Below are 16,828 nucleotides of genomic sequence, written 5' to 3'. Positions count from 1 at the left end.
ACAGAATATTCCGACAACCGGAGAGGTTTCTTGAAACCGGAGGTGATCCCCAAAAAGAAACCGTACACGTCCTGTTGCTAGTCGCAGTCGTCCGTAGAAGTTGTCCCAAGAAGTGCGTTTCACACAGAAAAAGAGGGGATCGGATCTCGTGTTTCATTCGTGACCCCGATGAGTTATGGAGAGGAAGGAATCAAAATGAAAAAAATGGATCGAACTGGCTATTCCTTTGACAGATTTAAAAAAGACCTCCTATCAGGCTTGATTGTGGGGGTGATCGCGATTCCACTCGGTATGGGATTTGCCATCGCCACTGGTGTCGAGCCAGAATACGGGATTTATACAACGATCTTCGCCGGCATCTTGATCTCGCTGTTCGGAGGGTCGAAATTCCAGATCGGCGGGCCGACCGGAGCCTTTGTCCCGATCCTGTTTGGGATTGTTGCAACGTATGGGTATGAAAACTTGTTGGTGGCCGGCTTCATGGCGGGGTTGCTGCTCCTGATCATCGGGCTCCTCAAGCTGGGTTCTCTGATCCGATTCATCCCCAGACCCGTCACCGTGGGATTCACAACGGGGATCGCTGTCATCATCTTCACAGGCGAGATCCCACACTTCTTGGGTATACACATCGAAAAGCACAAGTATTTTCTCAATAATATGAAAGAAATCGCGAAACATCTAGGTGACACGAACTTCTACAGTGTCTTGACCGCCGTACTCTGCTTCGTTGTCATCCTGACCTGTACCAAAAAGTTTCCGAAGGTACCTGGAGCGCTTCTGGGGATCATCATTTCAAGTACGCTGGCTTCGGTGCTTTACGCCGAACAGGTTGCCACGATCGGCTCTACCTATGGCCCGATCTCGAGTTCCCTTCCCCGCTTCCAGCTCCCTAACTTTTCGTGGGAGACGCTGCCCACGCTGATTTACCCGGCCCTTTTGATCGCGTTTTTGGGCGGAATCGAATCGCTGCTCTCCGCTGTGGTAGCGGATGGCATGTCGAAAACGAAACACGACAGCAACCAAGAATTGATTGGTCAAGGCATTGCCAACATGGTCACCCCTTTGTTTGGCGGCATCCCTGCGACAGGGGCAATCGCGCGAACGGCTACCAATATTCGAAGTGGTGCCACATCCAAGGTCTCTGGCATCATTCACGGTGTTGTGGTGTTGCTGACCTTGCTGCTATTTGCTTCTTACGCTTCCCATATCGCGTTAGCCAGTATCGCTCCCGTTTTATTCGTAGTGGCTTGGAACATGAGTGAAAAGCATCACTTCATCGAAGTGTTCAAGATGAAAAACAGTGACTCCCTCGTGTTGAGTGTGACGTTTTTGTTTACGGTCTTCACAGACTTGACGACAGCCGTCCTGATCGGGTTGGGCGTATCCGTGATCCTGTTCACCAAGCGCATGGGGGAATCCCTCGCGGTGAAACACGTGAAGCAAGATTGTCCACAGATTCGCATCTGTGCGATTGAAGGCTCCATGTTCTTTGGTTCTGTCCAAGCGTTTGAGAACACCATTTTGGAATCGATTACGGAAGATACTGAAGTATGGATCTTGCGGATGGATCGAGTTCCCTTCCTCGACAGCACCTGTGAGGCTAGTTTGAAGACGATCATTACGGACTTCAAGGATCGAAAAGGCATGGTGCTGATCGCCAAGATCCAACCGCAACCGAAAGAATTGATGCTAGCGAGTGGTCTGTATGACATCGTAGGTCAGGAAAACTTCTTCGAACATATGGGCGATGCGCTCAAGCAGGGAGAACAGTTGGTCAAGCACTCCCAACAGCCCCACAAGAAAGAGACGGTATTTGAGCCGGGAATGTCACCGGTCTAAGCGATCTGAGACAGTTGAAGGATCAGCTGAGGCATCGGAATCCTGCTTCTACACGATCACCCCGGCTGCTGGTCGTTTGAACGAGCCATCACCAGTTCTGTTCAGGACTGGTGATGGCTTTTTTCTATACGCCCAACAAAAAACCCAATGAATCCACAAAATTCATCGGGTGTGTTGGTAAACGTATGGTGACAAATGAAGCGAGAGAATCGCTGGCCTCCGCTCTTCAAGCCCAACTGCCGGAAGCATTATCAAAATAACCATTAGCTGCGACAGTCTTATGGACTTTATACTCCTTCCCCTTGTACAAGTAGATCTTGTGCATCCCTTCGATCCTCACTTTGGACACCGTAGCGCCGGCATTTTTAAATTCACTAAACCTATTCAGATCCTCTTCGGTATTCACATCGACATACGCAATCGCCTTTGTAACATCCTCGTGAATCTTGTAGGTTCTGCGTTTAAACTTGTACACCGTATAACTTCCATCCGTCCCCATCTTTTTGACCCTCTCGTCGCCCAATTTGAACTCCGGATGATTCGTTTCAAGGTCTGGAACGGAATCGATGGTCACAGGAGCAAGGGCGCCCGCTTGAATATCCACATGCTGCAAAACCCTGTCCCGCTCTTCCTCTGCTCGATCGAGAACATTGTCGGTCTTGGCACAATCTCTCCAGCTCTTGCCGTCGTAATTGTTGGTGGTGGAATATCTCATAATTCGTGCCCAAATCACATTCCCCGTTAGAGCATCGTCCGCTTGATCAACCTGATCCTTTCGAAACGTCTTCCATCCCTTGAGGATCGCTTCCCCATTGGCCGTAATGTCCCCTTTATATTGCTTATAGACGATCGCCTCGGTAGCCCAAGCCCTCAACTCCGTATCCATGACCGCCACATACTTCGCTTTCGTTCCATCGTCCTTGTCTAGATCTGTTTTGGAAAAAAGATTGTCCACTGCATGCTGCATTTCATGTGCAGTCATCGCCATTATGGTTTTAACCTTCTTGCTGTCATCTTCAGCCGGTGCACCTGCGATGATTCGTGGCACAATAGACTCCAAGCCTGCTGTCGGTAAACTCAGATAATTGTTCTTGAAGTCAAAACTGCCAGAAGCACCTCCGTACACGAAGATTTTTTTATCTTCCACGTCATCCAGCTTGTAGTACAAATCTTTGTATAACTGCGGAGCCACGATGGCCAGTTTCTGCTCTAAAAACTCCGGTTCTAGATACTCCAAATTGGAATCCTGTTGAGGTACGAATTTCATCTGAGCCGGTCGTGAGTGATTTTGTTTCTGTACGGTTGCCTGCTGTGAATGAAGTCTTGACCTCATCAATTGCAAGACCGCTCGGTTCCCTACTGATTTTTGCATCTGCATGATCGTATGTGTCGCGTATGTGGGGATTGCTCCTGCAGTTTTGTTGCGGTCAGCCGACATTTGAGCATGATCTGCTTGTTTATTGCCGTCACTGGAACGCTGGTACACGACAATCCCTCCTTACATTTATCTCGTTCCTGATACAACTAATAGTATCATAGTAAACACAGATAGACAGGATAATATACCCTGTCCATCTCCGGTGAAATGCTTACAGTTGTCGATCCGGAATTCAGAATCGGTCATACAACTCGACTCATAGCACGATCCCTCTATGAAGAGGAACATTCGCAGCCGTGGTTACTTCTCGGGTCGATGGACAACAAAAAAGGGAGCCCGCTATAGGCTCCCTTTATCCATTTATTCGCCTCCTTTGGCTATACACGAGGCTTTTCATTTGTCCTGAAAAGTCCTGCCTGGGAGTCGAATCGGATAGCTACTGCATAGATCAATATGTGACTGACTCAATTTGACGTCCTGATTTGAGTCAGCTGTTGTAAATAAATATTTAGGACAGTTGTTGCAAGTTCTCGATCTTGAGTTTTTATTTCTGCTTTCCCAAAAAAGAACGGCCTAGATTCATGCCTTTCAACAACAACACCATTAGTTTCAAACGAACCCTCAGACTGTTGAACAGAATAGGCAATTGTATGATCATCTATACGAGAAACGTTCAACCCATCAACTAGATGTATACCACTTGAAATAGGAAAGTTTTCATTCGCCCACTGGTTTAAGTCAGAGAAATATTCCCCTATATCAGTAACTATACAACCGATACAATTTCCGTCTGTTCTAATCGAAATACTTTGCTGATTTTTTGTAGACACATCGGAAACTAAAGTTAAACCTGTAGAACCGTCCGCTCCGATTCCAGCGCTCGTTGCGATCCATCCTTTAGGTGCGAGATAGATGTTGCCTTTGGAAGTAGACCCCTCCCCTGCATTTACCCAATACACAGCTACTTGGTCTGCCTTGTTCGCTGGTAAATCAAAGTGGAGGTCTGGAAGTTTCGCGTCAGGAAGGATAGAAGGCTCCGTATTTACAGGGAACCCGTATAGACCTTGAACCCCAAGTAGTGGGAGTTCAAAGGTTCCCTCTTTCCCGATTACCTTGACCGTTCCACCAGATTTCATGACGGGTAGTGGGTCGGCATGCGTTGTCGTCTGCTTCACGCTTGTACTGGATGGTTCTGATGGTTTGGGAGTTGAATTTACAGGCTTGGACAATGGCTTGGTGGCCGATGAAGTAGTTGACTGATTATCTCCAATCGGCATCTTGAGTGGCAGGAAATTATGAAAAAGTCCCAGCACGGATATGTTATCACTCCCACCAAGGTCTGAACGAAACACCGTGAAAAATACGAGATTTGTCGATCGTGTCGAGGATTCAAAAAAGGGGTCTCCCAACAGAGAAATTACACTTTTCGCAATGAATCCATCACTGTTATCAACCGCTTTTTCCTTAAACCAAGACACATATTCAGGTTTAGTTGGATTGGTGATCGCCATCAAAACAAGAACGAAGATTGCCATTATGAGTCCAGTACTCTTTTTTCGCAAAAACTTCACCACCAATTGTATAGTTCGATCGCACTTGATTATACAATCGTTCAGCGCATATGTACACTGTACCTCTTATGATGATCAACTTGTCAAATCTCGCACAACTGGGCTAGTCTAAAAAACCAACGAATCAGCAGATTCATTGGTTTCCAATTCCGCAACTTACCCGCGATGTCGTTGTGGAATCGATAAAACAGGGTTTAATTTTTTGTTTTTACAAAGGAATAGGAATTTCTTGAATCAGCAAAAAAAGAAACCCCGCTGCGCGAATACACGGAATCCTGCTTCTGTGAATCTATTTGATTCATCGGGTGCGTTGGAAAAAGTATATCCTTGCCAGCTTCCCCCAAAACATTCAGAATCACTAGATATTCAACAGAAATAATTTCCGCGTAATCAATGTCATAAATTAATAGAAATTCTATTTTATCCATGATATACTATTTTTTGCAAACTACAAAATAATAGTTTTAAGTTTGTGTAAAAATTACGGTATTGAGGAGAGTGACGTCATGGAAAAACGGACTCATATTCGACCCAAAATCAAGCTCAGCGGCGTTGCACTTCTGAGTGCGCTGTTGTTGGCTACGACGTCCACCGTTGTATCGTTTTTTCCCACATCCGCGGTTGCAGCGACAGGACCTGTAACAGTCAGCGGAGCTGCGGACGACGCCAAAACCAAGTTGACTTGGGAGGCTGTCGCAGGCGCAACGGGGTACGACGTCTACCGGGACGGTTCCAAAATCACCGACAAGCCGATCACAGAAACCACTTATCTGGACACGACGGTCATCGATGGCAACACCTATATCTACACCGTGTCGGCCATCATCGGAGGCTTTTCTTCGCCCCATTCGAATGAGGTTTCGCTGTTACCCAAGTCGAAACCGGGGTTGTTGCGGGGAGTGGCTTCCGACTATGATGGTGTGACGAATCTGACCGATGGTGACAATGCAACGGTCACTTCGATCGCCCCCTATGACTGCATAATCTACACACTGGCTCCCGGAGCTAAAATCTCTGGACTGAAAGCGGTGGGTGACCCATCCCTTATCATTACTCTTGGTGACCAATCAGGGATGTTTGTAGCCGACTATTCTTCGACCGCTCCAAGTAACGAGTACATCCCTGTTGATAAACAACACATCACTCAAGTGAGAGTGACAAATCTCTCGGACAGTACGGTCGACATGAAAGACCTCGACGTCATCGGCACACTGGATCGTCCGGATTTCGAGACCCTGATTTCGGAATTTGAGTCGATTCCCGAAGCCTCCCACTCGCAAGTCACCTTCAGATGGGGCGAGTTCGATGGGGCGGTCGGGTACAATCTGTACCGGGATGGCGCTCAGGTGGAAAACAGAGTCAATACCGAACCGATCACAGGCACCACGTTTACGGACACCCACGTCACCAATGGATCCCTCTATACGTACTACCTCGCCCCGATCCTGCCGTCTGGCGAAGAAGCCAAGTTCTATTATGCCTTGGCAGGTCCGACCGCTCCGGCTGGCCTGCTGCGAGGGATGTCTTCCACAAAAGGTCAAACGATGTTGACTGACGGCAACTATGATGAGAACGTTTTCGTTTCCCATCAAAATCCCCCGACCTACCTCCTTCCCAAACCGGCACATATTACAGGAGTTTTCGCGGTGGGCGAAAGCGGCGTCCAGATCCAGTTGTACGATGCGGTAGGGAATCTTGTAGCTACCATTGGAGCGACAGATCCAACCAACAATCTCACCCCTGTTGATGCACAGAACGTAACCAAAGTGGTAGTGGTCGTGAATCCACTCTACGGTAGCACACTGCTTGAGTTTGATGTCTTCGGCACCTACTAGTTGAATGCGTGACACCTCTGCAGCATTTCCATCTGCCGCAGAGGTTTTTTTATACAAAAAACCCGATGAATCCGCACGATTCAACGGGTTGATGGTAAAATTCACGAGTGCAATCTACCTGAAGTGGGGAAATTTCAACCGTTTATGATTGGAGATGTTACAACTATTGTTCACAACTGAAAAGGCGTTCGCTTTCTCAGTGTATTCGAGGTGTAAACGGCTTCTGTAAGTTCCAGTATCCTACATCTGTCACGACTACATGATTCTCCTCGTAGTTGGGATTGCACGTTGCACAATAAGACCACGAAAACCCACGTTCATCAGCTACAAAATCTGTGAGTTCAGTAAAGCTGTTTGAGCACACTTTTGCATATGTACTTGTTCTTCTCCCTTGATCACTCCGATTCCATAGGTGTCTACAATCCGCACGATGGATTTTGTTCATCCGTCCTTGCGCCCCAGATCCACGAAACCAATTGAACACGAACCCACCATCGTTTTCCTTGCACCAAGCGGTGTATCCCTCATCATCTTGAAAAAAGTGAATCATATTGGTCCCTCCAGCACTACGAGTTACATTTCTAGAAATTTGATATACACAAACCGCCTTTTCCTTCGATTCAAATCGATCTAAGGTCTGTCGTCATCATATTGTCATAAGTGTAGCTCATTTTCACGGTAAGTTCCCCCATCTCCTACCAAAACAAAAAAACCAATGAATCCAAATAGCTTCATCGGGTGACTTGGCCTCTCCCCCACCTTACCCATTCAGGTTCAATCTTCATTACAACTCCACTTCCATTTTCCAAAGTACAGCTACAATGTCTTCTTGCAACAATTTGCACTCCAACTCTGTTCGGATCGAGATCATTTCAAGAAGTTCCTCGATCTGTTCCATTAGCCCATTCTGCTGGAATATCTCCATAGCCTTACAGATTAGTTCACAGGCTGCTTGTGTCTTGTTCCGTGCCAGCAGGAGATAGGCAAGGTTCTTATACGCTCTCCCACGTTCAGGGTGTTTCTGTGGTGCGATTCGCAAGGCATCGGCTATGTAGCGTCTCGCATCAGCCCGAAAGATTGATCCGTCCTCCGAAGCCCAATAGTTGATTAGACTTTCCTCTGCACGACTGTTTAGGTTGGTAACCACCCGAATCATGGAGAGATGGTCTAAAAGTAACTCCAAGTCCAATTCTACGGTTGAGTCGTTGCCGTATTCTCGTGCCAAGTTTGCACATTCAATGTGATTGATCCGCTGTAGGGAATGCCCAAACGAATGCTCTAATAGCAACAGGAGGAGGTGTGAGCCAGAATCAGTACGGACAAACTCGCTGACGCTCTGCGGCAATACAACCTGACTCATAGCACGATCCCTCTTTGCTCCCGTGCTTGCCGGTTGAATAACCACATCTCATGCATCACACGTAAAGCACTCTGACAGTCATCGTGGGACTCGTACAAGCGAGATAGTTCTTGCATCGTCTCCTCGTATTCCATGTGGAACTCGGTGAGTTTGAAGCAGTCTGCCGCCTGTTTCATGTATTTGACCGCGACAGTCTGTTGATTTCGAGCCTGTGCGATACCAGCTTGGACCCTGGCGATCCAAGCTTGGTTAAAATGAACAGTTGGCAACAGTTTACGAGCCGTTTGACACGCTTCCTCTGCTTGATCCAGTTTCCCACCCGCTAGGTAGAGTTTCGCAAGCTCTGTTACCGTGTTCCCCGTTTCTTCATCCCTCCGAAGTCTTCGGAAGTCCTCTACGATTGATTCTAATATATTTATCGCTTTGTCACGATTCCCCATCTCCCCTTGGAGAACTGCAAGCCGGACTTCAAGAGTCAGTTTCTCAGTTTTGTTGTTCAATGTCTCAAAACACCCTTGAGCACGTTGGGCGTAGTCCGTTGCTTGCTCATACTGGTCGGCTACGTGTGAGGACGTTGCCAGTTTCATATAGAGGTTCCCAAGTCCTTGGATGTCCTCTCGTTCCTCAAAGATCGGCAAGGCCATTTTAAGCGTGACAACTGCTTGTTTCAATTGACCCGATTTTTGTTGAATCTCCGCCAGCGTCAGAAGCAGTGAACATTGGAGATGTACGTCCTTCAAATTGGAAGACCTCATCTGTGTGAGGGCATTTGTCAAATAGTACTCCGCGATCTGAAAACGTCTGCGTTTCAACTCAAGCTGTCCGAGTTGATGGGAGACACGGATAAGCAAGGTGGGGCTGCCGCTATATGATTGTGCATGTTCTATTAGCAGTTGAAACGACTCCTCTGCTTCTCGAAACTGATTCAACCCAAGCAGACAGCAGGCGTAATCGTAGCGAATTTCAAACGGATCGAGTTTGCCATTGTTCGTTTCGATGACTTTTTTCAAAAACGGCAGCGCACCTGAAAATTCACCAGCAGACAGCATTCCTTTTGCCAGTCTGTACTCACTGATGATGACGAGGTTCATTTCCAAGTTGCCAATCAGTTCGTCCAGGGGGATTTCAAGTTTCTCAGCGATCTTCCCCAAGACATGATAGCTTGGCTTGGCCTTGTCCGATTCAATCTGTGAAACCATTGATGGAGTTACAATCCCCTCTGCTAGTTGTATTTGCGTTAAGCCCTTTTTCATCCGAAGTTGACGGAGTCGTTGACCAAAGGTTTCCATAATACCTCCCCCTCTTACTACAAAGTCATATAAAAAGGGTAACTCATATTTGTTACTTTTTGTTTATTAACAACGAAACCGATATGTCAACAAGTTCAAGGGCGATGTCACAAATGCACCCTGACATGAAAAAACCCTTCGAATTGTTCGAAGGGAGGTGTGTACTACTATTTTAATGCTACAATTCCTAGAGGATCAACAGGATGCGTATCTGCACTCTTACTTGGAACACCTCGATTGGAGGTTAAACAGAAAATCAAACCAACTGCAACAACAAGTAATGTCAAACCCCTTTTCACTACTTCGCCTCCCAATCAAAAAACTCGCTATGCTTTCCAGAGAGCAAGCGCCCCTTCTTATAATATCTCAACACTGATTCTGCGTCATCAATCGAACTGTAATATTCAATCAAACACTTATATGCAAGCAACCGAACTTCAAAACTGGAATCTGAATCATTACTAACACGCTCCGCAAAAATTGGGTTTCTCTCAGCAACTGTACGAGAAATTAGAAGCTTGTTGTGTAAATCTGGATACAATTTTGATTTTTCTTGATAAGAAAAAATCAAGTCTTTTGCAGTACCACGTTCACCACGCTTTAAAAGTACCTTTACATATTCATTCACAGAAAAAACTAGTGAGTATCCATACGGATGTAGGATGTTGATAGCGTTTGAGAGTACCTTTGCAGCTTCAGTAAAGTTTAGAAGTAGGGACTCGAAGTGTGCAATATTGATCATAGCAATACCGATCTGTAGGGCATCGTATGTTTGCTCATAGTTTTCAAGAGATAAGTACGCATGTTTTCTAGCGCGGTCTATATTCCCACGGGCTTCATGCATTTTCATTCGAGTATAATGCGTCAGACCCATTGCACGAGGATTATCAGCAAATGCTTTCTCTACAACATGTAACATGTCTTCAATATTACTGTATTCATTACGAATGGTGTGAGTTAGCATTAGGTTTGCCGTGACTAAGTAGAGTAACTTGCTGTCGTTGCAATCCTCATGAATTTCCTTGGCGAACTTCATTGCAACCATCCATGATTCATGAGCCTCATCATAATGTCGGAGTAAATACTGAACACGACCAAGATTGTTAAAGCTATAGCCACGCTCAGTAGCACCTATTGCAAACTCGGCCAATTCTTTTGCCAAAGAGTTCGCATTCATCATCATTGGCTTCGTTCTAGATTTAGCCTGCAAAATGGCTTCTAACTCTAGTTCCCTTTTTACTGTATCCATCTGTTTCAACCGCTCAACTGAAATCCCTAAACCCTTAGCAATTTGTTGCAACTCAGAAGGAACAATCGTTCTGGTACCGTTTAGCATGTTACGCAATAGTTCTCTATTCACTCCAAGTTTGGTTGCGAATCCACGAATCGAGTAAGCCTCCCCTTTTTCTTTCATGAGTTCCGATATTCGTCTTCCCAACGGGATTCTATTCAATTCCGATGCAGATGAATTCACAAGCGTAGACATATGAAATGACCCCGTTTGAAACAATCTATGTAAGATATAAATTCATTACTATCTTGCGCACCAATTAATTATAATCGTAATCATTTTATCTGCATAGCTACTTTCCATACAGATTCATTGGAGCGATGGGAAAAATGTACGGATACGCGACGCCTACAATCAGAGCCTACAGCCACGTTTCACAAAAACTTCACCTCCAAACAACAAAAAGAGCGGGTCGCAAATGACCCACTCATATCAGCTTATTTCTATAATTCGAGCCGTATCATTGCTTGAGAGTAAAAGATTACCTGAGTCTACTCCCCAATCGTGATTGATGCACTGAAGTTCCGATTGCAAGGAACACTAAAAAATTTCTCTCTAGTTGTTGAATTCGAGTTAGCTGTGTCTCACTCATTGACTCACAACCACTTTTCTTTCATACTAGCCATAAAGTAGATAGGAGGTGACGACCCATGTACATGAAACCGTTGTTTGAACAAGACGTTCCCACCTCTGCACTTCTCCCCTAATGGAGTGAGTGCGATATCTGCCTCTCTCCGTCAGGGAACCTGATGAACACCTAAGACGGAGGGGACAAATCTATGCCAAACCAACTCAACAGGAAAAACAAATATATTGGCTCCTTGTACTTGGCTTTAGCGGCAAGTATCTGGGGTGGCATGTATGTAGTGGTAAAAGTAACGGTCGCGGTGATACCTCCATTCGAACTCGTCTGGATGCGCTATCTGGTCGCACTAATCGCGCTTTTGATAGTGGGCTTGATCACACGACAATCTTGGCGAATACACAAACGCGATGTACCGCTGATCCTCGTGATCGGTCTCGTTGGATATACACTTTCTATCGTCTTGCAGGAAACGGGTACCTTGCTGTCCTCCGCACAAATGGGGGCGATGATTACCTCATCAACGCCTGCATTTATGGTGGTTTTTGCTCGAATCTTGCTCCGAGAACTGCTTACTTGGCGAAAAGTTCTCTCTGTTTCGTTCGCCACTCTTGGTGTTCTTCTCATCGTAGGGGGCTTCCAGAGCGAAGGCAGTCACCAGCTAGGTAGCATCTCTTTGGTCGTCGCAGCGTTAACCTGGGCGCTCATGTCTGTCCTCGTCAAGCGTGTGCCAAGCCATTATTCACAGCTTGTGGTCACCACGTATGGGATCTTCGTTGCCTTGGTCGCGTTGACACCCATCGTGGTGGGGCAGTTGCACCTCCTAAACGTCCAGCAACTGATGCATCCTGCAATTTGGGGCGGGGTCTTGTATTTGGGCGTTGTCTCGACGGCGGGCGGCTTCTTGCTTTGGAATCGTGGCTTGCAGATGTTAAACGCTTCGAGCGGAGGGGTGTTCTTTTTCTTTCAACCTTTGGTCGGAACGTTGCTTGGATGGTTGCTTCTTGGCGAACAGATCGGCGTCATGTTTTGGATCGGTGCCGTGCTTATTTTGGGCGGGGTTCTGTTCGTCATCCGAGAATGAGACAAGTGTGAACCTTGCGGAATAACAAGTCAAAAAAGAGCGTAGGCGGTCTCAAACGAGAGACATTGCTTACGCTCTTTTTTCCGATACGGGGATAGGTGATTTCGTTTTCGGCTTGGCTGAGATCATTCTGATCAAGTGATCGTAACACTCGTATTCCGAATTACATATCGGAAAACATTTTCTCCATGACATGGCCCTCACAGTCCAAAGGTAAAAATCAAATTCGCTCATCTTCATGGGTCAATTCCTCCATCTCCCCCCCAACAAAAAACCCAACGAATCAAAAGATTCATCGGGTGAAATGGAGAAAATTTATCGGTTCCAAAACAAGTTTATCGGCTTGTCACAATTAGGATTGAATAAGTGCGATATGCCTAGAACCCTTGCCACGTATACAACTTCAAACGCTTACGAAATCTTCGCCTCAATCCGCAGCTTATCCGCGACCATCGCAATAAACTCCGAGTTCGTCGGTTTCGACTTGCCGACATTTACGGTGTTCCCGAACAGCGCACGGATCGAGTCGACGTTCCCACGGCCCCAGGCAACCTCGATCGCGTGGCGGATCGCACGCTCGACGCGGGACGGGGTGGTGTTGTACTTGTCGGCGATCTTTGGGTAGAGGATCTTGGTGATCGAGCCGAGGATCTCGACGTCCTTGTACACCATGCCAATCGCTTCACGCAGGTAGTGGTAGCCCTTGATGTGCGCCGGGACACCGATCTCGTGGATCACGTTGGTGATCGAGGCATCGACGTTCTTGCCGCGCGTCATCATCATGTTCGTCTTGGGGGCCGACCCCGGCACGCGCACCACTTGGCGGATGCGATTCGCCAGCACGTCCATATCAAACGGTTTCAAGATGTAGTACGCAGCGCCGAACTCCACCGCTCGCTTGGTGATGTTCTCCTGACCAAACGCCGTCAGCATGATCACTTTCGGGTCGAAGGACAGATCCATCTGCTGGATTTTCTCCAAGACTCCAATGCCGTCGAGCACCGGCATGATGATGTCGAGGATGATGACGTCAGGTTGTTGCGGCTCCAACATCTCCAGTACTTCATTCCCGTTGTAGGCAACACCGACTACATCCATATCTCGTTGCTCAGATACAAATTCCTTGAGCAGTTCGGCGAACTCACGGTTATCATCCGCAATCATCACTTTGATTTGTTTCACTGTATGGGAACCCCCTTAGGTTAGTGCGTTCAATTGGTTTCTGACAGGAAGATATTTCGACAAAGCCATATTTATTCCTCCATTTTCAACTGATAAAGATTTAGACTACTTTCAACAAAATCCCCCCTAATAAGTGGGTTCTCCCATGCTTTTTCCCACTAATTGCATCGAAAACACCCTTCTCAGCACCCTTTTTGTCGAAAAGTATATGAAAAAAAGACGACCCCGCAAGCGGGAATCGTCTTTTTTCAACTTACAGCGCAGCTTTTGCAACGGTGTCGCGACGCTGTGCCCGAGCTTTCCGGTAGTTCAACAGCTCGAACATAACCGGGACAATCACGAGGGTCAGCAAGGTCGAGGTGACCAGACCGCCGATGACGACCGCCCCCAAGCCCTTCGAGATGATCGAGCCACTGCCGATCCCCATCGCGAGCGGAAGCAACGCACAGATCGTCGCAATCGCCGTCATCAAGATCGGACGCAGACGCGTACCACCAGATTCCAACAGCGCCTCCCGAATCGGGACACCGCTCTTGATCTGCTGTTGCACGCGGTCGATCAGCACGATCGCGTTGGTGACGACGATCCCGATCAGCATCAGGAATCCGATCAACGAGGAGATCGAAATCGGTTCCTTGATCACGATCGTACCCAGCAAGCCGCCGATCAGTGCGAACGGCAGCGAGAACAGGATGGCAAACGGTGCACGGCCTTCCCCAAACGAGATGACCATGACCACGTACACCATACCCAGTGCGACAGACATCGCCAGCATCATGTCTTTCAACATGTTCGTGATGTCCTCACTAGCGCCCCCCATCGAATAGGTCACGCCTTGTGGAAGCGTCAGCGCTTCGACTGCCGTTTGCACAGCGGAGTTGACGCTGTTGGCGTCCTTGCTGGTGATCGTCCCCGTGACGGTGGCATACTCGTCACCGTTTTTGTTTTGGATCGAGCCTGGCAGTTGGACTTCCTTCACATCGGCGATGTCCTTGACGAGCACTTGCTGACCCGTCGGCAGGTCGAGGCTCAACTTGCCGATCTCATCGACCGAGTTGATCGCATTGCCTTTGAGCGAGAGGAACAGGTCAGACGCAGACTTGCCGTCGCCGACTTTGCCGAGGTTGGTCTCGGTCAGGAACGGACGAAGCATCGCTGACGCTTGCATCGTGGTCAGGCCGTGTTTGAGCGCGTCTTCGGTGCGCACTTGAATCTGCACGCCCTTGGTGCCTTCTGTCAGGTTGTTCGTGACGTTGGCCGTGCCTTCGACGTTCTTGACCGCTGCGGTGATGTCTTCGGTGGCTTTCTTGCGGTCTTCCTTGCTCCCACCTGTGAGGGTCAAGGCGATGCCTGCCGAGCCACTGCCTGTGCTCGGGGAAATGAGGTCAAACTTGGTTCCCTCGCTGACTTTGACGGCCGCTTTGATGTCGTCTTGGAACTGCTTGGTGTCGGTGTCAGACTTCAACTTGATAAACCAGCTCGCAAATTGCGGTTGTAGGTTGCCGTTTTCCTCACGACCCACCGAGTATTGCGTGTTTTCGACGTTCTTGTTGTCATGCAGTTGCGCGTCGATTTTTTTCGTCAGTTCATCGACGACGCTCAGCTGAGTACCCTTGGGCATCTGAAGTTCTGCGAAGAGGATTTTGTTCTCCGTCTCCGGCAGGAACGTGACGCCCACGATGGTGGTCAGCGGCAACGTGCCGACGAACAGGACGACGGAGAGGACGAGCACGACCGCTTTGTGGTTCAACGACCAGCTCAGCACGCGCTTGTAGAAGCGGGACGCGCCCGACTCTTGGTCATGCTCCTGCGGTACCTTTTTGCGCAACAGCGCCCAGGACAGCAACGGAACGACCGTTAACGCGATGAACAGCGACGCGATCAACGAGCACGCAACCGTCAAGGCAAACGGGGCAAAAAATTGACCGGAGATGCCCTGCAGCAGACCCAACGGTGCGAAGACTGCGACGGTGGTCAGTGTGGAGGCGGTGATCGCCGATCCCACTTCCTTGGTCGAAGTCAGCAGCAGGTCTTTGGAGATTTTTTCTTTTTGCAGACGGCGGACGATGTTCTCGATGACGACGATCGAGTCGTCGACGACACGCCCGGTCGCAACTGCCATGCCGCCCAGCGTCATGATGTTTAATGTAATGTCGGAGAAGTACTTCAGGAAGATCAATGCCGTCAGGATCGACAGCGGAATCGAAACGATCGCGATGATCGTCGCGCGGAGGTTACGCAGGAAGAACAGGATCAGGATCGAGGCAAAAAGCGCCCCAAGGCCGCCCTCGCGCGCCATCGAGTTGACCGATTCTTTGACATCTTCGGATCGGTCGTACTCAAGCAACATCGTGACTTTGCCTTCCTTTTCCAAACTGTCAAACACAGCCAATGCTTTTTCCGAAACGGTAACTGTATTCGCCGAGGAGGACTTGTAGAGGTCCAACGAGATGGAGGGCGAACCGTTGGTCCGGGTGATGACATTGGCGTCCTTGCCTTTTTTGATGTCCGCAACATCGCCAAGGGTGGTTCGCTGCGGTTCTGGGAGCAACACGATGTTTTTGAGGCTGTCGACAGAGTCGACTTTGCCCGTGATGATCACCGGTTCCTTGGTTTGGTTCAGGGTTGCTTCCCCGAGCGGAATGCTCAGGTTGTTCGCTTGTAGCACTTGTTGGATCTGGTTGAAGGAGAGTTTCTTCTCTTTCATTTTGTCCGTGTTCAATTGAATGTACACGCCCGTATCGACCAGACCGTGTGCCTTGACATCAGAAACACCGTCAACAGCTTTTAGGGCCGGCAGCAGACGGTTTTTGACGATGTCGTTGAGTTCGGCTTGCGTCGTGTCACCTTTGACTTGCACGGCCGAGTACATGATCGCCTGGTTCGAAGTGCCAAACGTGTTGACCTTCGGACGCTCCACTTCGTTCGGAAGTTTGACGTTGGCGATCGCATCGTCTACTTTTTTCTTTTTGTCTGCGATGTCGTCGGAGAAGCTAAACTCCATCGAGATCACGGAAACGTTGTTCTGTGATTCGGAGCTGACGTTTTTGACACCTTCAACATTGCGTAGCACAGTCTCCAAAGGGATTGTGACTTGGTTGAGGACGTCATTCGGAGAGGCGCCTGGGTAGACGGCGACAATTGTGACCGCCGGGAAATTAATGTCCGGCAATTGTTCTTGACGGAACTTGGTGGCTGAGAACACACCCCCGATTGCGATCAGGATGCACAAGATGACGATCGCAACGGGATTCCTCAGTGAAAACTTAGTGAAAAACGACACGTATTTCTCCCCACTTTCTATCTCTGCATGCTCCCATGTTAACACCTTTTTTTGCCAGTTTCAATCTTTTAGACGCACGAAAGATAAGAAACCCTTCAAACCTAAATGTTCTTATTATATGAACGAAAATACG

Annotated in this window: 10 protein-coding genes; 3 read left to right on the top strand and 7 right to left on the bottom strand. The window is 48.2% G+C overall.

Annotation, left to right across the window (positions count from 1 at the left end; genetic code table 11):
* Window positions 1-195 precede the first annotated feature (195 nt).
* Window positions 196-1,839: a SulP family inorganic anion transporter gene (locus tag C7459_RS12760; protein WP_109689696.1), complete on the top strand. Its 1,644-nt coding sequence runs from the start codon at window positions 196-198 to the stop codon at window positions 1,837-1,839.
* Between the two features lie 226 nt (window positions 1,840-2,065).
* Here C7459_RS12760 and C7459_RS12755 read toward each other — a convergent pair whose 3' ends face one another.
* Window positions 2,066-3,325, bottom strand: coding sequence for a hypothetical protein (locus C7459_RS12755; RefSeq protein WP_109689695.1), 1,260 nt, complete (start codon window positions 3,323-3,325; stop codon window positions 2,066-2,068).
* A 356-nt stretch (window positions 3,326-3,681) separates the two neighbouring features.
* On the bottom strand, window positions 3,682-4,752 hold the full coding sequence (locus C7459_RS12750; protein WP_109689694.1) for a DUF4850 domain-containing protein: 1,071 nt from the start codon (window positions 4,750-4,752) through the stop codon (window positions 3,682-3,684).
* A gap of 542 nt (window positions 4,753-5,294) precedes the next feature.
* Here C7459_RS12750 and C7459_RS12745 point away from each other — a divergent pair.
* Complete coding sequence (locus C7459_RS12745) at window positions 5,295-6,623, top strand: rhamnogalacturonan endolyase family protein (RefSeq protein ID WP_109689693.1); 1,329 nt, start codon at window positions 5,295-5,297, stop codon at window positions 6,621-6,623.
* Between the two features lie 784 nt (window positions 6,624-7,407).
* Here the strand turns inward: C7459_RS12745 and C7459_RS12740 are convergent.
* The 3 genes from C7459_RS12740 to C7459_RS12730 all read right to left on the bottom strand — a co-directional run bounded on the left by C7459_RS12740 (window position 7,408) and on the right by C7459_RS12730 (window position 10,758).
* Window positions 7,408-7,983, bottom strand: coding sequence for a hypothetical protein (locus tag C7459_RS12740; protein ID WP_109689692.1), 576 nt, complete (start codon window positions 7,981-7,983; stop codon window positions 7,408-7,410).
* Entirely contained in the window at window positions 7,980-9,272 is a 1,293-nt protein-coding gene (locus C7459_RS12735; protein WP_109689691.1) for a helix-turn-helix domain-containing protein, read from the bottom strand. The genes C7459_RS12740 and C7459_RS12735 overlap by 4 nt, the downstream gene beginning before the upstream one ends.
* A gap of 298 nt (window positions 9,273-9,570) precedes the next feature.
* Window positions 9,571-10,758, bottom strand: a complete 1,188-nt coding sequence (locus C7459_RS12730; RefSeq protein WP_109689690.1) for a helix-turn-helix domain-containing protein — start codon at window positions 10,756-10,758, stop codon at window positions 9,571-9,573.
* A gap of 584 nt (window positions 10,759-11,342) precedes the next feature.
* Here C7459_RS12730 and C7459_RS12725 point away from each other — a divergent pair.
* Window positions 11,343-12,230 (top strand): DMT family transporter, encoded by an 888-nt coding sequence (locus tag C7459_RS12725; RefSeq protein ID WP_109689689.1) that lies wholly within the window; start codon window positions 11,343-11,345, stop codon window positions 12,228-12,230.
* 411 nt (window positions 12,231-12,641) lie between these two features.
* On the opposite strand, the gene spo0A is transcribed toward C7459_RS12725, so the two are convergent.
* On the bottom strand, window positions 12,642-13,412 hold the full coding sequence (gene spo0A / locus C7459_RS12720) for a sporulation transcription factor Spo0A (protein ID WP_109689688.1): 771 nt from the start codon (window positions 13,410-13,412) through the stop codon (window positions 12,642-12,644).
* 253 nt (window positions 13,413-13,665) lie between these two features.
* Entirely contained in the window at window positions 13,666-16,695 is a 3,030-nt protein-coding gene (locus tag C7459_RS12715) for an efflux RND transporter permease subunit (protein WP_170119443.1), read from the bottom strand.
* Between the last annotated feature and the right edge of the window lie 133 nt (window positions 16,696-16,828).

The organism is Tumebacillus permanentifrigoris (assembly GCF_003148565.1).
Classification (GTDB): Bacteria; Bacillota; Bacilli; order Tumebacillales; family Tumebacillaceae; genus Tumebacillus; species Tumebacillus permanentifrigoris.
The sequence above is the reverse complement of the archived record's forward strand: the minus strand, read 5'-3'. Positions and strand labels throughout refer to the sequence as shown.